Source organism: Arcticibacter sp. MXS-1 (genome assembly GCF_041902385.1).
In the GTDB taxonomy this organism is placed as follows: Bacteria; Bacteroidota; Bacteroidia; order Sphingobacteriales; family Sphingobacteriaceae; genus Arcticibacter.
Genome location: NZ_CP169244.1, coordinates 788,228 through 812,935 on the forward strand (window position 1 = coordinate 788,228; position 24,708 = coordinate 812,935).

Here is a 24,708-nt window from a genome sequence, read left to right on the forward strand (position 1 = left end):
ACGCCTGTATCGGCTATAAAAAACCACCCAACCAAATAGTGGACAAAAAGAAAAGCGACCAAGTAAAAGTTGCCTTTCTCTTGATCGCTTTTTTAATACAGCATTATTGAGCTGCTTTTTCAGTGCCCTCGCATTTTTGCCAGTCTCTTTTTTTGATGGTCGTTTGCTACTACTTGTTATAGATTTTAGAAGATACTCTAAAGCTTAGAAGACTTGAGCTGAACCAGTCAGGGAATAGGCCTCCTCCACTTTGTGCCCAATCTAAAAAATGAGGATAAGCTTCGCTAATATTAGTTTTTTCCGTGGGGTAGTCAAACTTATCAGGAAAACTCAGCGCCCACGGCCAATTCTGTCCATTTAAATAGTACCGGTTACTACTAACCGAACTATTATCATCATTACTCCCAAACAAACTCATATCGGCCTTGTCGGTCGGTTTTTTACCTGGCAGATGGACTTCATAGCCTCTTCGTTGATTCGTCACCAAAAACGGATTAAAGGGTGCAGTGGCTGAAAGTGTAAAGCTAACGGGACTTGAAAACACAATATTAACAGTAGCCGTGAGGGGTGCTATCCAGGCCTTCCCAGGTACCGTATTTACCAACGTAGAATTATCAGGGTTCTTAATCAAATTATCCGTATTGTCGAAAGGAAAAACAACTGCATTTCGCTGACCAGCCTCAGTACCGTTAGCGTTTCTCAGTACATAGCTTCCCACCTGCAAGTTTTGTCCCGTCACCGAAGCAATCTTGTCATAGGTAAAAGGTAGTTCAATGCCAAGCCCGTTCTTATAGTCTGCTCCTACTGCTACAGGTTGAAACTCCCCTCGCATTTCAACCACAGCATTAGCGGCATTAGAAATGCATGTATATCGGTAATTAACAACAAGATCGTTTAAGTCATAGTCGGCTGTTTTTGGCCAGCTATCTTCAAAGGCCAGTGTTGACCATCCTGATGCGGATGGATAATAAGTAATATAAGCCTTATTGGGGTCATTAGGAAACTCGTCAATGTCATTAAACACGCCATCGCCATCGTCATCGTTTCCTTTATCAATAGCAGATACACCATCTGAAGAAATAGCAGTTGAAGGGTTAGCTGAGGCATAAACAACCAAATCATTAAAGTCATTATCGGAATTGCTTTGGCGATTGACATCCTCAAAGCCCATAACAAACAAGCTATGAATATCGTCATACAAAAGAACACTGTGCTTCTTTAGCGACGTTGTCGTCTCTGGATTGAACTTCTGGTCTGTATAAAACTTCGTGTTCGAAGTAACGATACCGTTTCCATTCCAGGCGTCCTGAATGAGGACAAAGGCAATGGTAGTACCCTTTGTAAACCGACCAAGCTTTACCTTATCTCCTGATTTGAGCCCACCTGATGAAGAAAGAGCAGAGGCGTTGGGGAAAACCATGGTAACCTTGTCGATCCCTCCATAATACGTTCCTGCAGTAGCCGTAGAAGGCACTGAGCCCGTAGGATAGGTATAATAGGCCAGCGTATTACGATAGGAAGCGCCTTCTGAGACAAAAGTAATCCACACTTCCCCCGTTTCCTGCACGTTGATGTTAGGGACCGCTGCGGATGACAGATACTGCGGATGAGTAACGCTTAAAGCCTTACCCTCTGGAAGGGAAGCATTTACATACGACAATAATGAAGATGAAATTACATCCGGAGTACTTTCAAGATATTTAGGTCTTCCTAATGCAAAAGGATACTGAGTTGTATTTACCATAGCCTCTGCTGAGCCGGTGTAGGGAGACGGATATACGTAATCCACCCCGAAGCCGCCTAGCATTGTTGCTCCGTTAGAGCCGGTTTTAGCAACAGGAGTACTTTCAGGTATGATATCTCCTGAAGCGCCATCCGCGCCCCCAATAGTAATATTTAAGGCAGTCTTTCCCCCTGCATAAACCTTTACACGATTCAGTAAACCCACGTAATTTGGGCTCACATCAAGAGTGTCTAAATAAGCAGGTACTGAAATGACAGTATTGACGTACCCCTTGTTGTCGCTAATGGCACGTAGATAAATATCATTTGGATTATCGGCTCCTGTAACCGTAACTAATGCCCCTTTGATGGGCTCTCCATTGTTGGTCAGCAACCGCAAGGACAATAACAAGTCCTTCGTTGTAGAAAAAACAAAATTATCAGGAGCTATCTTTACCACTCCTGGCTCTTCCACATCTGAATTGCGGTCTTTTTTGCACGCCGTCGCTATAAGCAGGACAGGAACAAACAGAAATAAAACTGATGCCTTAACTCTCATAAAAAATATATCGTCCCCGTTATACTACTATTTAGTAAAAAAGTTACCTAAAGATGCCTCCACACATTACTTTTTATCTAAAACGATATAAACAGGAAGATGGTCAGAGATTTCCCTAGCCTTTTTAATTGCGCTAAAATGGCGGTAAAAGTGAACTACACCTGCTACTGCCACAACAACACTCTTGCCTTCGAAAAAAAGTTGTCGTACTGAGAGGCAAGACACCCATCGGCAAGACACTTTTGCCTCAACGTGGTTTTCTGACCTACGAGAGCAGGGGCGTAACCTATCTTTTTAAGCGGATTAAAGACTGAATGCGACTCTGGCAAATTGAAGTCGCCGCAAAAGATCATATTATGAGATTTGTAAAGGTCAGGATAGGATTTGAAGTACTTAATTTCAGCCTCCGGGTTCTTGTTCTTCGGAGGAGCATGATAATTGGCCAGTGTGAACTGTGATTGACCGCGCTGAAAGGTTAACAGATAGGGCTCGCGCTCAATCTGTGCGGCATAAAACCGATCCAGGAACGCCTTACCCAGGGTTTTCACCCTCGACGGCTTCCAAAGGAAAGCATAGCGCTCGCGCTGATAGGGATTATCCGAAGAAACAACAGGACTAACTGCATAGTCCCATTTAAATCCCTTGCGACTCAGGGCATCGAGAAGTTTTGCTACTGCTTTTGGGCCCTCAGGTCCTGAGACGACCTCCTGCAGGGCGACAATGTCAAAACGATTAATTGTACGCGCTATGAACCCGATCTCCTTATCGCTTTTACTTTTTCCAAAGTTCTGAATATTCCAGGAGCAAATTGATACTTGCTCCTGGCCATAGGCAGAACAGAAAAAGAATAAAAATAAAAGGAGGAAACGCGGCATTATCTGGGTGATATGACAAGGTGACCAGCATCGAGTTTCCTTTCCCGCACGTATTTCATTAGCTCTTTCCCACATTCGGAAGCCCTGTCTGTTGAAAGGATATCAGCACCGCCATCCACGAGTTCTGAGTAAATTTTATCACCGCGACTTTTTGCACGGTTATCGAGGTTACCCATGGTACCCAGGATGCACCAGATGCCCTTACTGTGCAAATACTGGCAAACGGACTGATCAGGAGCAGAGGTCCCGACAAAGGCAACAATGCGATTATTCGGCACTCCCATTTTGTTCAACCGTTCCAGATCGGCAGGCCCTTTTACTGAAGCAGAGATCATCAGGTCGGGAGCAAGTCTGTGTACTTCCGCCGCCTGATTAGCGCTATATGTGATGATGATACTATTTGCTTCAGCTTTATTCCGGCGTACTGCTTTGATCATCATCTCGTAGGGAACTCCGCGCTTAACGTCCAAAGTGAAAAGGACTTTGCCTTTTCCCCACTGAAGGACTTCATCGAGCGTTGGAATGCGGTATGGCGTGAGTTTCCCCTGGTCGTCTTTTAATCTCAATGTTTTTAGCTGGGACAGCGTTTTGCTACTTACCTCTCCGGTGCCGTTGGATGTGCGTTCGAGCCGATCGTCGTGCATCATGACCAGCACCGAATCTTTTGAGAGACTGGCATCACATTCTATAACGGAAGGCTGGAAACGTGTGCTGTTGGCAAAGGTCTCTATTGCATTTTCTGGAAAGCCTGGCATCGGCCCTCCGCGGTGGCAACTGACAAGAGGCATTCGCCGCGTAGTCCACTGCATAAACGCCTGAAGATCCTGTATATCTTTGAACTTAAGGTAATAATGCTGGCTGTATCCGGCCAGCGAAAAAAGCGCAAACGTTAGTAGTAAAAAAACTTTTTCATTGTACTTGAAAGTGTGTGGCTCAAAAGTAAGCTTTTAAGCGACTATTCGAGAAAGGATCAAATGCTCGATTTGGTCTTTTTAGGATATTATACCTATCTTTCTGCTTTTAATCAGTCTAAATAAGGGACGGTAAAAAATCAAGACAGGATGATTATTAAAAAGATAGTAAGGAAACTTCATCTGTGGCTGGGCTTAAGTTCGGGCTTGATTGTTTTATTCCTCGGCCTTACCGGCTGTATCCTTGCCTTTCAAAGGGAGATTGAAGATGCCGTGCAGTCTTACCGGTTTACAGAAGCGAGGACAACTGAGCCTTTGCCGCCATCAGCACTGAAAACAATTGCTGACAGACAACTGCCGGGCAAAAAGCTTCATAGCATTGGCTATCAGAAGGGGCGTTCGGCTACGGCAGTCTACTACGCTTTTCAGCCGGAAGAATATTATCACATCGTATTCCTAAATCCATACACAGGAGAAGTGCTGGAAGTGAAAGACATGTCAAAAGACTTTTTCCGGGTCGTGATCAACGGGCACTATTATTTGTGGCTTCCGCCGCACATTGGTCAGCCAATACTTGCAACGGCGACCTTGCTGTTTGTCATTCTAATGGTTACGGGCATTATCCTCTGGTGGCCCAGGCATCTGGCGGTACTGAAGCAAAGGCTGATGGTAAAATGGAATGCTCGCTGGCGACGCGTTAATTATGATCTGCATAATGTGTTCGGTTTTTATATGAGCTGGGTCGCCTTATTCATCGCTCTGACAGGGCTTGTCATGGGATTTCATTGGTTTTCAAAGTCGGCCTACTATGTTCTGTCGGGCGGCAAAGCGCAGCCGCAGTATTCAGAAACCTTCTCCGATACTACGGGAATGGTGCCTGTTCAAAAAGACCGCCCAGCGATGGATATTATCTGGGCAAAGACGATGAACAGCCATCGCAACTTTGGAGGAGTGATTGACGTTCACCCGCCGGAAAGCAGCAAGTCAGCAATTGAAGTGGCCGTGAATCCCGACAGCAAAACGTACTGGAAGACTGACTACCGGTATTATGACCAGTACACGCTGCAAGAAATAGAAGTGAATCATCTTTACGGTCGCTTTGCAAAGGCATCAGTGGCAGACAAGGCTTTGAGAATGAACTACGACATCCATGTGGGAGCAATAGGAGGTCTTCCCGGAAAAATTATCGCTTTTACCGCCAGCCTCATCGCAGCCAGTCTTCCTGTCACCGGCTTTCTGATCTGGAGGGGCAGAAAAAAGAAAAAGCGACAAAACGTAATTAGTACCTATGCGGGGGGCAGGCAGCCCGGAGAGAAGCTGAAACAACGGTTGAGTTTCCCTATCCGCACATCATCAGGGCCGGTTTAGCAGAATTTATTTTAACGTGAGCCTCTTGTGAAGATAACCTTCTGGTAACACAAAGTACCCTATCTTTACACTGACAATTCTATTACTCACGATATGAAAAAAGATATTGATACTACTCTCTCTATTCTCGGCAGGAAACCTAGTGGCGCAACCCAAACAGAAGCTAGAATTATATCTGAGCAATTATCTATTTAAGCAGGGGATTAATGACGTTGGGTCTATAAAGCTAAATGACGGGCAGGTTACACTAAAAAGCGTCACGGTATCGGGAAGTGGCGTGAAGCTGATACACGCGGGCGATAGTTTTAAGCTCACGATCAGCAATAAGACCGATGCCAGCAAACCCTGGATCGACGTGCCTGTTAAAGCTGTCACTTCTGCAGGTCCGCTTGCTGATACGCTCAGGATCGTTAATAATACCTTCGTGAAAAACAAAGTGATTGCTCATCGCGGTGCCTGGAAAAATACAGGGGCCACTGAAAACTCTATAGCTGCTTTACAGCACGCCATTGGTCTTGGTTGTGAAGGTTCTGAGTTTGATGTGCATATGTCGGCAGATTTTGTTCTTTATATCCATCATGATCATGAAATAAACGGGGTATCTATAGAACAGAGCCCATCAGCGACGTTATCCGGAATAAAACTGACAAACGGAGAGCAGCTTCCAACACTTGAAGCGTACCTGAAGGAGGGAATGAAACAGAACAAAACACGGTTAATTCTGGAGATCAAAGCTTCAAAGATCAGCAAAGAACGATCTATTGCGCTGACCAACAGAGTGGTTGACGTGGTGAAGAAGCTGAAAGCAGAGGGCTGGGTGGATTATATCAGTTTTGACTACGACGTTTGCAAAGAAGTTATGAGGCTTGCCCCCTACGCAAAGGTCTCCTATTTAATGGGGGACAAGGCTCCGGCCGCCCTGGCGAGGGAACGTTTTTTTGGGCTTGACTATCACTTCAGCGTACTGCAAAAACAGCCTGATTGGATTAAGGAAGCCAAACAAAACAAGTTAACAGTGAATGTCTGGACGGTGAATGATGAGCAGACGATGGACTGGCTGCTAAAGGAGGATGCCGACTTTATCACTACTAATGAGCCGGAGCTGCTTTTGAAAAAAGTTTCGTCGAAGTAACACACTGCGCGAAGGCAGGGGATGCTCTGCCTTCGTACTTATCCTGCTTTGGTGACAGAAGAGGCACCGGAGGTCTTGTTATTGACAGATCTTGGGTTGCCTTTGTATTCTACCTGCCCAGCACCACTTGAGGAGACGTTTAGCTCTTCGTCAACGCTTACCTTCACCCCGCACGCACCAGAGGTTGAGATATTATACTTGGCCACTTTTAAGCCGAACGCACTTAAAGAACAAGCTCCGGACATTTCAACGTCGTGTATCGCTGCCTTACCGCTGAGAGTCAGCTCGGTTGCACCACTCGACTCAGACTCAAGATGTCCCGTCTCTAAATTAAGTTTTACCTTACAAGCCCCGGACATATGTATCTTAAAATCTTTTGCCATTATCAGACCGCCATTATCAACCTCCACTGCGCCGGAGGCAGTCAATCCCTCCAGAGAAGGAGTGGTGACATATACCTTGATCTCTCCCCCGTTACATATATTTAGAGAAGGATCTATTTCCAGTGTACCGCCAGAGACCCGTGTTTTTATATGCTTTATTACATTCTCATCTGCCTCTATATTGACGGTAGAATTTGAGCTTTGCCGTATATAAACCTTCATCGCGCCGCTGAGTTCAAGTCTTTTGAAAGCAGGTACGTTTCTGGTCTCAGCAACTTCCCTGCCTGATCTGGGAACGCAATTAAAGTTGCAGGACGCAAAAACCGAAGAGATAATAATCGTCAGAATAGCTAAAAAAGGCCGCATTATTGGAGTCATGGTAACAGGCTTATTGCCTTATGACGACGGTAAAGGCAGAAAGTTACAGAACAGGGGACCATTTTTATTTGCCAAGATTGGCTGTTGATTAAGACGGAGGCCTTAAGCAGAGGATTGCCGCTGCCTACCGGCGGCCGATAGAGCCTTTAGGCAATCATTTGAGGGCAAGAGCTAATCGCTGGCCGTATTCCCGATCATAAGCTTCGAACATTCTGATCATTTTCTTTTGAATGACAGGGCGGCATCTTGACAACACTTCTGCAACATCTGCTATCACCTGAGCCTTCTCTGGCTCGTCCAGACCGCGGTAAGTCTGAACGGCCTTAAAAACAGCAATACTATGAAAGTCATCTGTGTAAACATTCTGGCGGGGGAACGCCGGTGCAGCGCCCGATGAAAAGGAGTTATCCTGATCTTCGATTTCGGTTAAGTGGTACTCTAGTGGCATCTCGGGAATCACGTTATATAGGATTGAAGTGCAAACAATAAAAGAAGCAAAGCGTTTTAATAACCATAAAATTTTAGGCTTTTTCTTTACTGCATAAAATGGACAACAACGAAGCATACTCAGTTTTGAGATTCCCCGAGGAGAATAACAGTGTGAAGATTTTCAACAGAATAAGCGACATAACGGTGAGAGTCGTTGAGCAGGAGGCTACTGTCCCTGAATTTATGGACGGGGAAATTCATTTCTTCGGGGAATGCAAGGGACGATCCTGGGTATTCGAAACGGTGAACTACGACGGTCAGGGTTTAGATCTGGTAAAGGATGCAATACGATGGTATGCAGAGTACATAGGAATGCCCGAAATGCAAATAAGGAACGTGGAGTTCGATCTCTAATCTCTAAATAAAAAAAGAGGCTGCCCTTAAATGACAGCCTCTTCCTTAATCCACTCTGTCATTTTAGCTCATCTTCAGCTTCTTCTGAATATCCTGAACGTAGTTTTTGAACTTCTTATCAGTATCAATCAAGTCTTCAACTGTCTGGCATGCATAGATCACTGTGGAGTGATCACGACCACCGAAGAACTGACCGATCGACTTCAGAGAGGTTTTTGTAAGGCTTTTTGCCAGATACATTGAGATTTGACGAGCCTGTACAATTTCGCGTTTGCGTGTTTTCGATTTTACCATCTCTACGGGAACTTCAAAGTACTCGCATACCAGCTTTTGGATATACTCCATTGAAATCTCGCGCGATGTATTTTTAATAAAGTTCTTAAGCATTGACTTGGCCAATCCCAGATCGATCTCCTTCTTGTTCAAAGTGGCCTGAGCAAGCAGGGATACCATCGCTCCTTCAAGCTCACGAACATTGTTGTCAATGTTATGGGCAACGTATTCAATCACCTCCCCGGGAAGCTCAATACCGTCGGTATACATTTTCTTTTTCAGGATGGCCATCCTGGTCTCCAGATCAGGAACCTGAAGATCCGCAGAAAGCCCCCATTTGAACCGGCTCAATAAACGCTCTTCCAGACCTGACAGGTCCTTAGGAGCCTTATCAGAGGTAAGGATGATCTGCTTGCCTGACTGATGCAAATGATTGAAGACATGGAAAAAGATGTCCTGCGTTTTTTCTTTACCGGCGAAGTTATGGACATCGTCCATAATAATCACGTCCATAGCCTGGTAAAAGTTGACAAAGTCATTGATCGTATTATTCTTAAGAGAATCGACGAACTGCTGACAGAACTTCTCACAAGACACATAGATTACGAGCTTATCAGGATTGCTTCTTTTAATCTCGTTGCCAATGGCCTGCGCCAGGTGAGTTTTACCAAGACCAACTCCGCCGTATAACATAAGCGGGTTAAAGGAAGTGCCACCGGGTTTGGCAGCTACTGCGTAGCCGGCTGACCGCGCGAGCCTGTTGCAATCGCCTTCGATAAAGTTTTCGAAGCAATAGTTGGGATTTAGCTGCGGATCTACGTTTAATTTCTTTAATCCGGGGATGACAAAGGGGTTTTTAATATCCTTATTCAAGGACACGGGAACAGGAATGGATTGCTGCTTTGCCTCAGCTCCATTGCCATTAGAAGGCATATTTGTGGTATAAGGCTTGTTGTTGGAAGATTTTTCCACAACAATGTTATATTCTAGCCGTCCCTCCTCACCAAGTTGCTTCTTTACGGTCTTCCGTAAAAGGCCTACATAGTGTTCTTCAAGCCACTCGTAAAAGAACAAACTTGGCACCTGTATGGTGAGTACATTTCCTTCCAGTCTCAGAGCTTTTATCGGTTCAAACCACGTCTTGAAGCTCTGTGCCGGAATGTTGTCTTTGATGATTTGAAGACAATGACTCCACACGTTTGTACAAGTTCTTTCCATTTTATTTTTACTAATAATTTGATTTCCAATCAGTGCTGAAATGAAAATTCGGTCCCTTTTGGAACATCGAATATTCTAAAAAAATCTGCTTTCGGAACTTATTTTTGCAAATAAGCTTAACTAACTCTAGAACAGAAGAATAACACATCTCAGCTTCTTTTTTGCTTTTAAACGTCCAAATCAGCCCATTTTCTCCCCTTTTAGCCAGGGCAGTAGCTGACACAGAACCATAAAACAAGGTCAACCTTCCACATGCGAATATTGGTAAAACACACTCCCCTTCCTCCACTGTATATTGCAGACAGGCAGGGCTCCCTTCATAATAGTTTAAGTGCGACGAAAGCGAAGACATTTAAAATGGAGAGTTTAGTGATCAACCTCAATTTATACGTCCCCCTCCTAGAAAAGTTTCTCCACATCTTTTCGAATTAGGTCAATCGCCGCATCATATGGATTCACCTCCTGTTTCCCGAGATGGTTTAAAATAGCTTTTCCAAGCTCGACAGAAGAAGCGTCGGAACCGAGGCTTTTTGCTGCATTGTTAATCAAGGCAATCGTTTCCTCCTTAACTTTTCGGGTAACCCACCATGCTGCTTCCGTGACATATATCTGCTGAGAGATATTGTGCAGATACTCGTTTCTTATCTCGTTATTTAAATAATACTGAAACTCTTCCAGGCTGCTACCTTGTGCCTGAACCCGCAAAAGAAGGCTTGCGGGATTAGCTCTCTCGATAAAAAGCACCACCCTCTCATAAGCTTGTAAGCGAAGAGGCAGCGTTATCTTAACAGATCTATTCTTCTCTTTCAGCAAACTTAACCCTTCACTCCTACTGATATAGGGCTTGAGAACTAAGAACACAATAAAGAAGACCAAACTCCCTGATAAAACCAGTTTGAGAATGTCCAAAAGAAAAGGAACTACTGAATTCATGTTTGCTTTGTTAAATGAGAGTCAAAACGGTTTGTGTAATGCAAAGTTGCAACATTTAAACCTATATTTGTTTAGAAACAACAAGAAATAGCATGGAAAGTACGACTTCAATGCCGCCAGTTTCTTTAACAGTTGGGGCGAAAAAAGAGTTATTGAAATTAAAGGAGCAACAAGAATTGGGGGAGGATTTTGGTCTGCGAATAGGCGTTGAAGGTGGTGGTTGCGCAGGCATGAATTACATTCTCGGTTTTGATCAGAAAAAAGAAGGAGATCAGGAATTCATGATTGACGGCATTAAGATCTATATGCATAAAGCTCATGGTCTCTATCTCGCGGGCATGGAGATTGACTTCCAAAACGGCTTGAACGCAAGGGGCTTCACATTTAACAATCCGAACGCGTCCAAAACTTGCGGGTGCGGCACCTCATTTTCCGTGTAAGCTTTAAAGGCAGGTTAGAACCTATTCTTAATAGCCGCGATTAGCGGGAACATCTTTAATAATATTCAGAGGAATTTTAAATCCAATTTCGAAGCTTCCACCTGTGTCCTCTCTCATAACAGCGAGCTGGTTCGTATAAAAACCGTGAAAATAAGCTCGGTTTTCTATATTTAATTCAAAGCCAAGAGTAGTACTCTTGCTACTATGGTACATCCCCTCCAGAGAAATTAAGTTATTCGGAAGCTTTATGGAAGTACCGATGTCCCATAAGTTGTTAAATCCCCTTGCGCCTCTAATACAAAGCTTGGGTTCCAGCGTTAGAAGATCTGTGCTATTACTTATTTGATATGAAACAGCAACAAAATAAGTTGAACCATCCGCTGAGTTACTAATGTCCTTTTTAAGAAATTTTTTCAAGTTGGGGAGTGCACCCTGAATGGAGAACTTATCATTAATATACGCGATCCCGAAATCGCCGTCCAGGTAGGCCCTCCGTTTGTTATATCGTCCCGGCATGATGTCATTTGGATCTGCGACAATACTTTCCTCGTCTAAACGTTCGCTCATTACCCCTAATGAAAGTCCGAAATTAATGCTTCTCTTCTCACCATTAAGAGGCAAATGGTAAGCGTAACTACCCATTAGTCTGGTTCTCCTGATCAAGCCAGCTTTATCGTTGTATAAATTCAAACCAACTCCCACCTTTTCCTTGATCCGGTAATCTGCTGTTACTGCTTGAGATACTGGAGAACCGGGAATCGATCTCCACTGATTGCGGTAATCCAAATTGATTATTAAGTTCTCACTCATTCCCGCAAAGGCCGGATTTCCAACGTACTGATTCTGATAATACTGAGTCGCAAGGGGAGCTATCTGAGCGACGACATTTACATAACTCAAAATAGAACTCCCCAGCATTACGAGCCACAAAACTCGTTTATATTTTCGATTACTGACCACCTTTGTCATTACTTTAATCCCCTACCCTTATTCCCTAACCACAGATATAAATCCTGTAAACTTTTTATTACCAGAGTCAACAGACAACACGTAATAGTATGTATCTTCAGGAACAGGAGCACCATTAAAGGTAGCATCCCACGAGTTATCATAACTATTTTTTGTGTATACCAGTCGTCCCGCCCTATCAAAAATTTTCACCTCATTATTCGGATACATGTCCAGGTTCTTTACGATCCAGACGTCATTAACAGCATCGCCATTAGGTGTAACCATATTATTCGGAATAAGAGACTTATAGTCTTTCAAGACGTTGATCGCCATAGTCTTTATTACGTTACAACCAGTTCCATTACTAACCGACACTTTATATGTAGTCGATTTAGAAGGCCTGACAACAATAACAGAATCGGTCGCCAAGCCGCTCACAAGGCCATCTGTTACCTCCCAATTGAAAGAGCCTATTCCAGAGACCTTAAGTTGGAGCTCATCTCCCAAAGACAAATTCTCGCCCTTGTCGCTGGATAGCTGGACAACTGGCGGTAACGTAACAGATATTTTAACGGGATCAGAAATTGTGGCTACGCCGTTTGCAGCTATAGTCTGAACAGAGTATTCTCCTGAATCCATTACAATAAGTTCTCTTTTGTTTGCTCCCTGGATTTGAGTACCATTCCTAAACCATTGCCAACCAGATGCAGACACAGTGCTAAGAGTGACAAACTCTCCCTTACAAAAAGTAGTACTGCCTGATAAGGTAATTGGAGGGGTGGCGAGGGAAGAGGATACAGCCGTTAAATCTGAAAAACTGACCACGTCGCTAAAGTACTGACTGACATATCCATCATATGCATTGGAAATACTCCCACTGGCCAACAGGTAATCTTTAAAGCTGTTACTACCCGCTGCGTTGCTGTAAGCGAAACTTAGCGACGACGGGTTATTGCCGTTCAATTCAGAGTTAAGAAAGCTCAACGCTACCGTACCCCGAAAAGCAATGGGGCTTGTAAATCGATACATTCTTGTTATACTATTGTACTGAGGCCAGGCAATGCTTGAGCTTACTTTAGTCAGAGTTAATGCCTTAAGTTCAAAATCAGAAGAAGGGATAAAAGAGAGTCCCTCCGCACAAAATTGAGTACCACTCTTAACGTATAAGCTTTGCTGATCAGCCCGTAACTGCGCCTTCAGTGTTTGTCGCAACGAGACGAACACAGTAACCAACAAAAACAATAAAACCCTTTTCTTCATCTTGTATATCTCTTACGCAGCACGCTTCACTTACTGCTTTATGACTTTCTCCAGGTCCTCAACTGAATCTGGTAATGCAACGATCTTATTCGTCTTCGCATCAACCAGAACCATTACCGGGGTAGAAAGTATATAATATGAGCTCGCTTCAGGACTGTTTATACCCCCTGTCGGTCTAAAATGTTTCCATTCTGTCAATTTATTTTTAAACTCTTCCCACACCTTAACTTCTGTATCCGTAAAGTCGACACTAATGGCAAAAACGTCTATGAGAGATTTACCACCAGCCTTTAAAAACCAAGGGTATAACTTGTCAACGAGCTCCTTGCAATGCTGACAGTCGGCCGACCAAAATAGAACCATTTTATATTTAGCATCTGTTCTGTAGTTGTGAAATTGAACAGACTTTCCATTTACGTCTTTTGATACAAAGTCGGGAGCCACTACTCCAGGCCTTATCGATTCTATTCCCAACAGGCGCTTTTCAATTTCGAGTCGTTTTGTGGTAAGGCAGCGCGGATCCTGCAAATATGGCTCGAGCATCTTTATGCCGGGGGTAATATTGAACCCCTCGTATCCCTTATAAAAATAGTCTACCATCCATCCATACAGGAGAGGGTGCCCGCTCTTCGCTTTTTCGATTGCCCGCTGGCCAGCTAATGTAAATAGAGAATCGCGCAACTTGGTTGTCGTTGCCATTGTCCCGTAAAGATTAACGTAATTATTCATCCAATCTTTAATATCAACTGTTTTCGCCAGAAGCGGATCCTGGAAATCCACAAGATCAAAATAATGGTTGATCATATTTTCGAGTCGATCACGTTCAGACCCTGAAAAGAGCATTTGGGGAACATACTGAAACTTAAATGTTGTAGATGCGAATAGATTGGAATGACTACTAATATAGCCGTCTAACCAACGGTTGTATTCTGTACGGCGACCTTCATATTCGTCTTCACACAGAGAATACAACTTTGAACTCGCCCGATCATAGTTCATCAGGAAGTTCTGAAGAACGGAGAGCTGGCTTTTACGCTTACCATTCTCTTTGGAGAACTCAGCAAAAAGAGCATTTTCGGTTTCATCCTTTTGAAAGTAGGTACTATCCGGATTGTTTACCGCTTTAGGCCTCACCCATAACTCAAGATTCTGTCTCCCAGCAAAAAAATACCTTTCAGAGGGATATGGGGTACTTGTCTCTTTTTCCATATAGTCAAACCGCAGTACAAACTGCCCAGGCAACTTGTCTGCCGGAAGGGAAAGGAGGGCTGTTTCGTTGCCTTTAACGCCATTTTTCTCGACAAACGGCTTTAGGGCACCTGCTCCAGATAAGGGCATTATACTAATCTTTGTAGAATACACCCCAGATACATGTATTTTGAGTGTTATATCCTGAGCTCTTGATCCCTGCAGCACTAGCATTAGCACTAAGAAACCTATACTTCTCAGAAACATTCTTAAATTTCTTTCACTCAGAAGCTGTTCTTTCTGTTCTGTCTCTTTTCTTGGCATGTTCATTTTTTATTTTTGTTTTTCGGTAAAGTAAAAGTGTCAAAGTACTAGTCTCTTATACATCTGATATTAAATCCGTAACCTTCCCACTTATTCACCCAGGTTGTGACGCTTGTCGTAGCCGAAATTGATAAATAATATCCGGTAAAACGGTCGCCAGATGAATAATATGATCCTTGGGTGTTACTCCAATAGCCAGCCGAAGCTCCCCTTCCATTTAAGGTGGCATTTAAAAGATAACCTCCTGCATGTAATTTAAGAGGAGAAGCAAAGGCATCGTTATAATTAAGCCAGTATTGAGGCTGCGCATCTGCCGCAGTCCATTCTGCGTTCGTTGGTAAGCGCCACGCCGTTCCAAGTAAGAGCCGACAAGGGTCGTTGGCTACGCTCCAGTTACTATTTTCATTAATACTATATACTCCTGAAACAGGCGTTCGACTTACCCCGTCGTGCTTATATCCCTGAGATCGGTTAAACTGCCAGTACCAACCAGCTGCTTCCTCTGAATTGTCAGTGACCGAGGTTGCCTGCCGGTCTGCTCCCAGATTTTGAGTCAGCCAGCACTTCGCTGCTCCTGATATGGTCGCTGTTGTTGTTTTATATGTAACGGTCTTATCGATTGGGGCCCCGCCTACGCCCGCAACATGCTGTACTGTAAACGAGTTACAGATCTTAAAACTGGTGACGGTTGGGCTGTAGGAAACACCCGCACTGTTAATTGCATAAGCTCTGACAAAATAAGTCTGACCGTCAACAAGGCCAGCTATAGTCCCGGTAAAGTCTCCCGTTCCCGCACCAAGCTGGATAACGTTATCAGAAATAGTAGGGGTTGCATTAGTGCTGCTCCAACAAAGACCACGATCAGTTACTGCAGATCTTCCATCTAGGGTAACTGTTGCAGATCCAGTTGCAGATGAGGTTGTCATCAGGGTAGTGGGGAAAGTGGCGACAGTAACCGAAGGCTTCTCAGGAGTTACTGCATCGCGAAGACATCTGACAGTAAACGCATACCCATCGTACTTGTTGACATAAGTAACGGCGCTACTAGCAGCATTAAATGACAAGTACCCGCCTGTATATCTGTCTCCGCTGGAGTAGTAGTAGCCTTGCGTCGTACTCCAATATCCCCCTGAAGTGCCGCGCCCCGTCAGGGAGCCTCCTAACATTTGGCCGGCAGCGTGCAGCTTCAGAACAGAATTGTAAGCATCAGCCGCCTTAGACCAATACTGAGGCTCCGCATCAACTATCGTCCATTCACTCGCTGTAGGCATTCGCCAGCCACCAGCAAGCAACGCGCGACAAGGGTCGGCAACTGCCGCCCAGTCGCTACTTTCGTTTGCACTCTGGATCCAGTTAACCCATCCGTAGTACGGAGCGTATGATGTGCCGATCGGCTTATAACCCTGGAGCCTGTTAAACTGCCAGTACCATCCTGCTGAGGCCTGAGTTGTATCAGAAACAGATACGGCTTCTTGGGACGCACCCAGATTTTGTGTGATCCAACACCGGGCAGCTCCTGAAATACTTGTACTAATAGTCTTATAAGTCACCTCTTTGTCCTCTGGCGCTCCATTTTGTCCGGCGCGGTGAATAACAGTAAATGGATTGCATATCTTAAAGCTGGTAACAACAGGGCTATAAGCAACACCAGCACTATTAACTGCATAAGCCCTGACATTATACGTAGGTCCTTCCTGAAGGTTACTTAGCGTAGCACTGAAGTCACCTGTCTTAGACCCTACTTTTACCACATTGTCAGTAATCGTCGGAGTCGCAGAGGTTGTACTCCAACAAAATCCTCGTTCCGTTACTAATGCTCCTCCGTCCAGCGTAACCGTGCTGTAAACTTTTGCAGAGGTAGCTCCCATATCAGATGTTGGAGCTGAAACATTGGTTACTGATGGCTTTTCAGGTACAATGAAATCACGCAGGCATCGTACGTTAAACGCATGTCCCAGCCATTTATCCACATATGCCGCCGCATCACTGGTGGCACTTGTAATAGAAAGATAGTAGCCTCGGAACCGGTCTCCACTTGAGTAATAATAACCCTGGGTACTACTCCAGTATCCCCCTGATACACCGCTGTTCTTAAGCGTTCCGCCCAGCATATACCCAGCGGCATGCAGCTTCAACACGGAATTGTACGTATCGTTATAAGTCTTCCAGTACTGCGGCGCAGCATTAGCAGCAGCCCACTCAGTCTGATTTGGCATTCTCCATCCAGCCCCTAACAAATTCCTGCATGGATCGGCGGCAGGGAGCCAATCACTATTCTCGTTGGCGGCCTGAATCCAATTAACCCAAGCGTAATACGGTGTGTATGAACCATTAACCGGCTTATATCCCTGCGATCGATTGAACTGCCAGTACCACCCAGCAGACGCCATTGTTGTGTCCGTTACTAGCTTCGCCTCCTGGTCTGCTCCCAGGTTCTGTGTGATCCAGCAGCGTGGACCGCCCGAGATGCTAGTGCTTATCGTTTTATATGTTACGACCTTGCTTTCGGGAGCTCCATTTTGATCTTTCCGGTGAATTATTGTAAAGGGATTACAAATCTTAAAGCTCGTAACACTAGGGCTATAAGAGGCGCCTTTACTGTTGATTGCATAGGCCCTCACGTAATACGTTGGCCCTTCCTTAAGGCTATCTAGAACTCCGTTAAAATCTCCGATACCCGATGCCAATATCAGCTTGCTATCTGATATTGTCGGAACTGTTGAAGTGGTACTCCAGCAGAAGCCCCGTTCTGTCACTGCCGCCCCTCCGTCAAGTGATACATTTGCGTATCCCTTGGCTGAATTGATCGTCATATCAGCAGTCGGGAAGGTTACATTCGTCACCGTCGGCTTCTGTATAGATACAGTATCACGTAAACATCTCAAGTTTAAGGCATATCCTTCCCACTTATTCAGACTTGACATGGCGCTGGTGGTGGCATTGAAGTTTAAGTACTGTCCTGTGTAGCGGTCGCCGCTTGAGTAATAGTAGCCCTGCGTAGCACTCCAATAACTACCTGTTGCACCTCTGCCGGTCAGAGCACCAGAAAGCATATATCCTGCGGCATGGAGCTTTATTGGGGACGCGTAGGCGTCCGCCGCCTTACCCCAGTTCTGAGGGACCGCATCTGCATTGGTCCATTCTACGCTGGTTGGCATTCGCCATCCGCCTCCAAGCAATAGACGACATGGATCTGCTGTTGCTGCCCAGTCACTGCTTTCATTTGCACTTTGAAGCCAGTTAACCCAGGCATAATATGGAATATAGGAGGTTCCGTTAGGCTTGTAGCCCTGAGACCTGTTAAACTGCCAGTACCATCCTGCCGCTGCCTGCGCGGTGTCTCCCACAGCGGTTGCTTCGCGCTCTGCTCCTAAGTTTTGTGTAATCCAGCATCGCGGAGCCCCTGAGATATTCGTACTGATCGTCTTATAGGTGATCGTCTTGTCTTCCGGAGCACCGTTTAAGTCTTTTTGGTGAATCACCGTAAACGGATTACAGATCTTGAAGCTAGTCACCACCGGACTGTAAGATGTTCCAGCACTGTTTATTGCATAGGCTCTGGCGTAGTATGTTGGCCCCTCTTTCAGATTTTCCATTAATGAAGAGAAGCTTCCTGTTCCATCGCCAGACTTAATCACGTTGTCGCTGGTGGTAGGCGTTACAGAGCTTGTACTCCAGCATACTCCCCGTTCCGTCACTGTAGCACCACCATCAAGGGTTACCGTAGCTGATCCCCTGGCTGTATTAGTGGTCATATCACTTGTCGGGAAGGATACGTTTGTCACCGTTGGCTTCTCTATGGTGATTATATCTCTTAAACAACGAACGCTGAATCCGAGTCCATCCGGCTTATAACTTGTCGCATCCGGGGTACTAACAGCACTGGTAATAGATAGATAATATCCTGTGTATCGGTCGCCGCTTGAATAATAATTTCCCTGCGTAGTGGCCCAATAACTACCTGACACTCCACGTCCTTTAAGCGTCCCGGCCTGCATATACCCTGCTGCATGCAGCTTGAGCACAGAATTGTAAGCATCAGTATACGTATTCCAGTACTGCGGCGCTGCATCTGCCGCCGTCCATTCTGTCCGGTCTGGCATACGCCATCCTCCACCTAATAACATCCGGCATGGATCTGCGGCTGCGGTCCAGTTGCTGTTCTCATTAGTTGCCTGAACCCAGCTCACCCACGCATAATTTGGAATATAGGATCCATTCACTGGCTTATAACCTTGCAATCTGTTAAACTGCCAGTACCATCCTGCTGAAGCTTGTGTCGTGTCTGTCACTGATGTAGCTTCCTGATCGGCTCCAAGATTCTGTGTAATCCAGCATCTTGCCGCTCCGGAGATGCTCGTACTGACAGTGCGATAGGTCACTGTCTTATCTTCAGGTGCCCCATTCTGATCCTTCTTATGGATAATGGTGACAGGATTACATATCTTAAAGCTCGTTACAGCCGGACTGAAGGATATTCCCTTGCTATTGATCGCATAAGCACGTACATAATATGTCGGTCCTTCTTTTAAGGCCTTTAAGATCCCTGTAAAATCACCCGTTCCACTACCAAGGATCATTACACTGTCCAACTTGGTCGGAACTGTCGATGTGGTACTCCAGCAGAAGCCCCGTTCAGTTACTGCTGCTCCTCCGTCAAGTGATACATTTGCGTATCCCTTGGCTGAGTTAATAGTCATATCGGCAGTAGGGAAGGTCACATTCGTCACTGTTGGTCTCTGTATAGAGACTGTATCGCGCAGACACCTCAAGTTCAGCGCATATCCTTCCCACTTATTCAGACTTGACATGGCGCTGGTGGTGGCATTGAAGTTTAAGTACTGTCCTGTGTAGCGGTCGCCGCTTGAGTAATAGTAGCCCTGCGTAGCACTCCAATAACTACCTGTTGCACCTCTGCCGGTCAGAGCACCAGAAAGCATATATCCTGCGGCATGGAGCTTTATTGGGGACGCGTAGGCGTCCGCCGCCTTACCCCAGTTCTGAGGGACCGCATCTGCATTGGTCCATTCTACGCTGGTTGGCATTCGCCATCCGCCTCCAAGCAATAGACGACATGGATCTGCTGTTGCTGCCCAGTCACTGCTTTCATTTGCACTTTGAAGCCAGTTAACCCAGGCATAATATGGAATATAGGAGGTTCCGTTAGGCTTGTAGCCCTGAGACCTGTTAAACTGCCAGTACCATCCTGCCGCTGCCTGCGCGGTGTCTCCCACAGCGGTTGCTTCGCGCTCTGCTCCTAAGTTTTGTGTAATCCAGCATCGCGGAGCCCCTGAGATATTCGTACTGATCGTCTTATAGGTGATCGTCTTGTCTTCCGGAGCACCGTTTAAGTCTTTTTGGTGAATCACCGTAAACGGATTACAGATCTTGAAGCTAGTCACCACCGGACTGTAAGATGTTCCAGCACTGTTTATTGCATAGGCTCTGGCGTAGTATGTTGGCCCCTCTTTCAGATTTTCCATTAATGAAGAGAAGCTTCCTGTTCCATCGCCAGACTTAATCACGTTGTCGCTGGTGGTAGGCGTTACAGAGCTTGTACTCCAGCATACTCCCCGTTCCGTCACTGTAGCACCACCATCAAGGGTTACCGTAGCTGATCCCCTGGCTGTATTAGTGGTCATATCACTTGTCGGGAAGGATACGTTTGTCACCGTTGGCTTCTCTATGGTGATTATATCTCTTAAACAACGAACGCTGAATCCGAGTCCATCCGGCTTATAACTTGTCGCATCCGGGGTACTAACAGCACTGGTAATAGATAGATAATATCCTGTGTATCGGTCGCCGCTTGAATAATAATTTCCCTGCGTAGTGGCCCAATAACTACCTGACACTCCACGTCCTTTAAGCGTCCCGGCCTGCATATACCCTGCTGCATGCAGCTTGAGCACAGAATTGTAAGCATCAGTATACGTATTCCAGTACTGCGGCGCTGCATCTGCCGCCGTCCATTCTGTCCGGTCTGGCATACGCCATCCTCCACCTAATAACATCCGGCATGGATCTGCGGCTGCGGTCCAGTTGCTGTTCTCATTAGTTGCCTGAACCCAGCTCACCCACGCATAATTTGGAATATAGGATCCATTCACTGGCTTATAACCTTGCAATCTGTTAAACTGCCAGTACCATCCTGCTGAAGCTTGTGTCGTGTCTGTCACTGATGTAGCTTCCTGATCGGCTCCAAGATTCTGTGTAATCCAGCATCTTGCCGCTCCGGAGATGCTCGTACTGACAGTGCGATAGGTCACTATCTTATCCTCAGGTGCTCCATTCTGATCCTTCTTATGGATAATTGTGACTGGATTACATATCTTAAAGCTCGTTACAGACGGACTAAAAGATATTCCCTTGCTATTGATTGCATAAGCACGTACATAATAGGTTGGTCCTTCTTTTAAGGCCTTTAAGATCCCTGTAAAATCACCCGTTCCACTACCAAGGATCATTACGCTGTCCAACTTGGTCGGAACTGTTGAAGTGGTACTCCAGCAGAAACCCCGTTCTGTCACTGCCGCCCCTCCGTCAAGAGTTACTGTTGCGGTTCCCTTGGCTGAATTGATCGTCATATCAGCAGTTGGGAAGGTCACATTCGTCACCGTCGGTTTCTCGATGACAGCGGTATCCCTGAGACATCTAACGTTCAATGCGTATCCCTCCCACTTGTTCAGACTTGACATTCCACTGGTAGTTGCAGTAACGCCTAAGTACTGTCCTGTGTAACGGTCACCGCTTGAGTAATAGTACCCCTGCGTCGTACTCCAATAACGACCAGATGTCCCCCTTGCTGTCAGACTTCCTCCAAGCATATGACCACCAGCATGCAGCTTTAATACAGAGCTGTATGTTTCGAACGGTTTAGGCTGACTTTGTAACCAACGGTCAACATTTCCCAGTTCGGTTCCAGTTGGCATCCTCCAGCCAGCTGCCAGAAGGGTGCGGCACGGATCTGCAGCAGCAGTCCAATCGCTGCTTTCATTTGCACTCTGGAGCCAGTTAACCCATGCGTAACTTGGAATATAAGAGGTACCGTTAGGCTTGTAACCTTGTACACGGTTAAACTGCCAATACCATCCGGCCGCCGCCTGACTAGTATCTCCCATGGCCGATGCCTCCCGGTCTGCCCCCAGGTTCTGAGTGATCCAACATCTGAGCGCCCCCGACATACTCGTACTTATCGAGCTGTAAGTCACCGCCTTACTTTCCGGAGCTCCGTTTTGCCCTGCTATATGAAGAGCCTTAAACGGCCTGCATATCTTAAAGCTAGTAGTAGTTGCACTGTAAGCAGTACCTGCCGTATTCGTTGCATAAGCTCGGATATAATATGTCTTTCCATCCTCAAGCCCCAATATAGTTGCCGTAAAGTCACCTGTTCCATTACCGCCTGCAGCAACCACTTTGTCAGCGATTGTCGGCGTACTATTTGTACTGCTCCAGCAAAGCCCTCTTGCGGTCACCGGAGCACCACCATCAGGAGTGACACTAGCAGCTCCAATCGCCGTACTATCTGCCATCTTGATTAAAGTTACATTGCTCACACCGGGCTTCAGGGTGACTACGGTATCTCTAATACAACGAATAGCCGGCGCATTAACCTTAGCATAATTCGTCACTCTGCTGGCAGAAGAGGCAGAACTAAATTCGAGATAAGTACCATTGATGATACTAGCCTGGGTACTGCTCCAGAAGATACCAAAAGTACCCCTGTCTGCTAATACTCCATTTTTGAGCTGGCCGCTATAATGCAGCTTAAGTTCGGAAGTATAGGCACTGGTCGTTGCCCACCCCCGTTGCTTACAGCATTTGTCCACTCCGTTGCTGTAGGAAGCCGCCAGCCACTGCTCAATAACTGACTGCAAGGGTCGTTTGCTGAAGTCCAGTCAACACTTTCTGTAATATTTGCATTCCAGGCGAGCGCGGGACTCAGGGTCCCTTCATACCTGTATCCCTGAAGACGATTAAACTGATAATACCATCCCGCTGCCGCCGATGTTGTGTCGCTAACGGACGTAGCAGGCCGGTCAGCCCCGAGATTTTGCACGGTCCAGCACTTTGGTTTGCCCGAAAGAGTACTGTTAACAGAACGGTAAGTAACCGTCTTGCTAACGGGAGCTCCGTTCAATGCGGTGCTATGGTAGACATCAAATGCAGGAGAACATATTTTAAACTGGGTAGCCTGAGGACTATAAGACAGGCCAATACTATTTGCCGCATACGCTCTGACATAGTAAGTCGGGCCCGCCTTTAGTCCTTTTATTATCGTACCGAAACTAGACACCGTATCGGCTCCGAGGACAATTTTATTATCTGTAAGGGTGGGATTACCGGTTGTGTTCCACACTATCCCCCGCTCAATAAGTGGAGAGCCTCCGTTCGTTATCACTTTCGCAATGGCCTCAGCAGTACTATCGGTCATGTTAGTGCTCGATATTTTCACATTACCCAATGTAGGCGGCATCTTAACGACTCCATCTCTTAAACAACGAACTGAGAAACCGTAGGATTTGTCATGAGCTATTAGCGCGCTTCCTGCATTATAAAACTGCAGATCCCAGCCCGTAGTGTTGTTATTTCTTGTGCTACTCCAGTAGTTCCCTTGAGTACCTCTTCCGCCTAAACCTCCGCTAGAGTAATCAAGATAGCCTGCATTATGAAGTTTTAATACGGAATTGTATGCATCCGCACTAACATTCCAATTCTGCGGAGCACCATCCACATTCACCCATTCTGTATAGGTCGGCAAACGCCAATCTACTCCAAGCATTATGGAACATGGGTCATTGATCGACGTCCAGTCTGTCGCTTCGTTAATTCCAGAGCCCCAGGCAATTGGATTACGAGCGCTACCGTCATGCTTATATCCATTTGATCGATTGAACTGGAAATACCAGCCAGCGGACTGCTCCGTGTTATCAGTCGCAGACAATGCTTCTCTATCGGCGCCGAGGTTCTGCGTCAACCAACACTTCGCCGCCCCGGACATATAGGTCCCGACTGCACGATATGTCACAGCCTTGCTTACAGGTGCACCCTTAACCCCTGCTGTATGCTGTATATTGAACGTTGGCGGACATATCCGAGTAGCCAATGCATTGAAGCCGGTTCCTTCGCTGTAGCCTGTTCCGACTTTATTAGTAGCATAAGCGCGCACATAGTACGTAGGGCCTTCGGTCAACCCTGACATAGTTCCAGTAAACGCCCCTGTGCCCTTCTCTATATCGGTGACCACATTGTCCGCTAAAGTCGGATTTCCTGTGGTATTCCAGACGATTCCTCTCGCTGTTACAGCAGATCCTCCGTCCGAGCCAACCGCGGCAGTGGCCTCAGCAGTAGTGGCTGTGATTGAGGCGCTATTAACAGAAACTTGTCCGACCGTTGGAACTGATATTATCGTTGAATCAAGCAGACAACGGAGGGTGAATCCGTGCCACTTATTATTATTCAACATACTGTTCGCTCCACTGCTCGCCTGCATATAGGTACCATACGTAGGGCTTGTAGCTTTACTGCTCCAGAAAATACCATACGTCCCGCGACCAGCTAAGCTACCGTCTGCGAAGTTCAAATAGCCTGCATAGTGAAGTTTCAAAGGAGAGTTGAACGGAATGCCCCCATTAGTAATTACATTACTCCATTCAGTAGAGGTTGGTATTCGCCAGTTGTAACCGAGTAACTGGGTACAAGGATCATTTGCAGGGGTCCAATCACTGCTTTCGTTAATACTGAACCACGAAGTACCAGGCGTCCGCCCTGTACCATCGTTTTTGTAGCCCTGCAGTCTGTTAAACTGCCAGTACCATCCCGCAGATGCGTCTGTTGCATCCGTTACAGTTGACGCCTGCTGATCCGCACCGAGGTTCTGAGTTAACCAACAAACTGCCTTTCCGGACAAGGTGCTGCTAACAGAACGGTAGGTAACTTTCTTGGTAACT

At 45.9% G+C, this 24,708-nt stretch carries 15 protein-coding genes; 4 read left to right on the top strand and 11 right to left on the bottom strand.

Features of this window, described 5'->3' with window-relative positions:
• Positions 1-169: 169 nt before the first annotated feature.
• The 3 genes from ACES2C_RS03390 to ACES2C_RS03400 form a co-directional block, all read right to left on the bottom strand.
• Positions 170-2,281 carry an LruC domain-containing protein gene (locus tag ACES2C_RS03390; RefSeq protein ID WP_374165606.1) on the bottom strand — a complete coding sequence of 704 codons (2,112 nt, stop codon included), beginning with the start codon at positions 2,279-2,281 and terminating at the stop codon, positions 170-172.
• Between the two features lie 164 nt (positions 2,282-2,445).
• Positions 2,446-3,156, bottom strand: a complete 711-nt coding sequence (locus tag ACES2C_RS03395) for an endonuclease/exonuclease/phosphatase family protein (protein WP_374165607.1) — start codon at positions 3,154-3,156, stop codon at positions 2,446-2,448.
• Entirely contained in the window at positions 3,156-3,965 is an 810-nt protein-coding gene (locus tag ACES2C_RS03400; RefSeq protein ID WP_374165608.1) for a glycerophosphodiester phosphodiesterase family protein, read from the bottom strand. Before ACES2C_RS03400 ends, ACES2C_RS03395 begins: the two co-directional genes overlap by 1 nt.
• A 252-nt stretch (positions 3,966-4,217) precedes the next feature.
• Here ACES2C_RS03400 and ACES2C_RS03405 point away from each other — a divergent pair, with 252 nt between their 5' ends.
• Both ACES2C_RS03405 and ACES2C_RS03410 read left to right on the top strand, forming a co-directional pair.
• Positions 4,218-5,435: a PepSY-associated TM helix domain-containing protein gene (locus tag ACES2C_RS03405; protein WP_374165609.1), complete on the top strand. Its 1,218-nt coding sequence runs from the start codon at positions 4,218-4,220 to the stop codon at positions 5,433-5,435.
• Positions 5,436-5,541: 106 nt separating this feature from the next.
• Positions 5,542-6,567: a glycerophosphodiester phosphodiesterase gene (locus ACES2C_RS03410; protein WP_374165610.1), complete on the top strand. Its 1,026-nt coding sequence runs from the start codon at positions 5,542-5,544 to the stop codon at positions 6,565-6,567.
• 38 nt (positions 6,568-6,605) lie between these two features.
• Here ACES2C_RS03410 and ACES2C_RS03415 read toward each other — a convergent pair whose 3' ends face one another.
• Positions 6,606-7,328, bottom strand: a complete 723-nt coding sequence (locus ACES2C_RS03415; protein ID WP_374165611.1) for a head GIN domain-containing protein — start codon at positions 7,326-7,328, stop codon at positions 6,606-6,608.
• Positions 7,329-7,482: 154 nt separating this feature from the next.
• Positions 7,483-7,776 carry a catalase-related domain-containing protein gene (locus ACES2C_RS03420; RefSeq protein WP_374165612.1) on the bottom strand — a complete coding sequence of 98 codons (294 nt, stop codon included), beginning with the start codon at positions 7,774-7,776 and terminating at the stop codon, positions 7,483-7,485.
• Between the two features lie 98 nt (positions 7,777-7,874).
• Between ACES2C_RS03420 and ACES2C_RS03425 the strand changes: the two genes are divergently transcribed.
• Positions 7,875-8,171 carry a hypothetical protein gene (locus ACES2C_RS03425; protein WP_374165613.1) on the top strand — a complete coding sequence of 99 codons (297 nt, stop codon included), beginning with the start codon at positions 7,875-7,877 and terminating at the stop codon, positions 8,169-8,171.
• A 63-nt stretch (positions 8,172-8,234) separates the two neighbouring features.
• Here ACES2C_RS03425 and dnaA read toward each other — a convergent pair whose 3' ends face one another.
• Positions 8,235-9,662, bottom strand: coding sequence for a chromosomal replication initiator protein DnaA (gene dnaA / locus ACES2C_RS03430; RefSeq protein ID WP_374165614.1), 1,428 nt, complete (start codon positions 9,660-9,662; stop codon positions 8,235-8,237).
• Between the two features lie 399 nt (positions 9,663-10,061).
• Complete coding sequence (locus tag ACES2C_RS03435; RefSeq protein WP_374165615.1) at positions 10,062-10,595, bottom strand: hypothetical protein; 534 nt, start codon at positions 10,593-10,595, stop codon at positions 10,062-10,064.
• Positions 10,596-10,687: 92 nt separating this feature from the next.
• On the opposite strand from ACES2C_RS03435, the gene ACES2C_RS03440 reads away from it, so the two are divergent.
• On the top strand, positions 10,688-11,035 hold the full coding sequence (locus ACES2C_RS03440; RefSeq protein WP_374165616.1) for a HesB/IscA family protein: 348 nt from the start codon (positions 10,688-10,690) through the stop codon (positions 11,033-11,035).
• A gap of 27 nt (positions 11,036-11,062) precedes the next feature.
• Here the strand turns inward: ACES2C_RS03440 and ACES2C_RS03445 are convergent, their stop codons facing one another.
• From ACES2C_RS03445 to ACES2C_RS03460, 4 genes are all read right to left on the bottom strand, one after another.
• Complete coding sequence (locus ACES2C_RS03445) at positions 11,063-12,004, bottom strand: type IX secretion system membrane protein PorP/SprF (RefSeq protein ID WP_374165617.1); 942 nt, start codon at positions 12,002-12,004, stop codon at positions 11,063-11,065.
• Positions 12,005-12,022: 18 nt separating this feature from the next.
• Positions 12,023-13,015: a gliding motility-associated C-terminal domain-containing protein gene (locus ACES2C_RS03450; protein ID WP_374165618.1), complete on the bottom strand. Its 993-nt coding sequence runs from the start codon at positions 13,013-13,015 to the stop codon at positions 12,023-12,025.
• Between the two features lie 261 nt (positions 13,016-13,276).
• Entirely contained in the window at positions 13,277-14,584 is a 1,308-nt protein-coding gene (locus ACES2C_RS03455) for a DUF5106 domain-containing protein (RefSeq protein WP_374165619.1), read from the bottom strand.
• Positions 14,585-14,805: 221 nt separating this feature from the next.
• The gene (locus ACES2C_RS03460; RefSeq protein WP_374165620.1) at positions 14,806-22,635 is read right to left on the bottom strand and encodes a hypothetical protein; all 7,830 of its coding nucleotides are present in this window, start codon (positions 22,633-22,635) and stop codon (positions 14,806-14,808) included.
• Positions 22,636-24,708 lie beyond the last annotated feature (2,073 nt).

Bases quoted from the DNA above. Each gene is read 5' to 3' on its own strand.
- ACES2C_RS03425 (WP_374165613.1), top strand. From the start codon at position 7,875: ATGGACAACAACGAAGCATACTCAGTTTTGAGATTCCCCGAGGAGAAT.
- ACES2C_RS03435 (WP_374165615.1), bottom strand. From the start codon at position 10,595: ATGAATTCAGTAGTTCCTTTTCTTTTGGACATTCTCAAACTGGTTTTA.
- ACES2C_RS03450 (WP_374165618.1), bottom strand. From the start codon at position 13,015: ATGTATCGATTTACAAGCCCCATTGCTTTTCGGGGTACGGTAGCGTTG.
- ACES2C_RS03415 (WP_374165611.1), bottom strand. From the start codon at position 7,328: ATGACTCCAATAATGCGGCCTTTTTTAGCTATTCTGACGATTATTATC.
- ACES2C_RS03440 (WP_374165616.1), top strand. From the start codon at position 10,688: ATGGAAAGTACGACTTCAATGCCGCCAGTTTCTTTAACAGTTGGGGCG.
- ACES2C_RS03390 (WP_374165606.1), bottom strand. From the start codon at position 2,281: ATGAGAGTTAAGGCATCAGTTTTATTTCTGTTTGTTCCTGTCCTGCTT.
- dnaA (WP_374165614.1), bottom strand. From the start codon at position 9,662: ATGGAAAGAACTTGTACAAACGTGTGGAGTCATTGTCTTCAAATCATC.
- ACES2C_RS03420 (WP_374165612.1), bottom strand. From the start codon at position 7,776: ATGCCACTAGAGTACCACTTAACCGAAATCGAAGATCAGGATAACTCC.
- ACES2C_RS03455 (WP_374165619.1), bottom strand. From the start codon at position 14,584: ATGCCCTTATCTGGAGCAGGTGCCCTAAAGCCGTTTGTCGAGAAAAAT.
- ACES2C_RS03445 (WP_374165617.1), bottom strand. From the start codon at position 12,004: ATGACAAAGGTGGTCAGTAATCGAAAATATAAACGAGTTTTGTGGCTC.
- ACES2C_RS03405 (WP_374165609.1), top strand. From the start codon at position 4,218: ATGATTATTAAAAAGATAGTAAGGAAACTTCATCTGTGGCTGGGCTTA.
- ACES2C_RS03395 (WP_374165607.1), bottom strand. From the start codon at position 3,156: ATGCCGCGTTTCCTCCTTTTATTTTTATTCTTTTTCTGTTCTGCCTAT.
- ACES2C_RS03400 (WP_374165608.1), bottom strand. From the start codon at position 3,965: ATGCAGTGGACTACGCGGCGAATGCCTCTTGTCAGTTGCCACCGCGGA.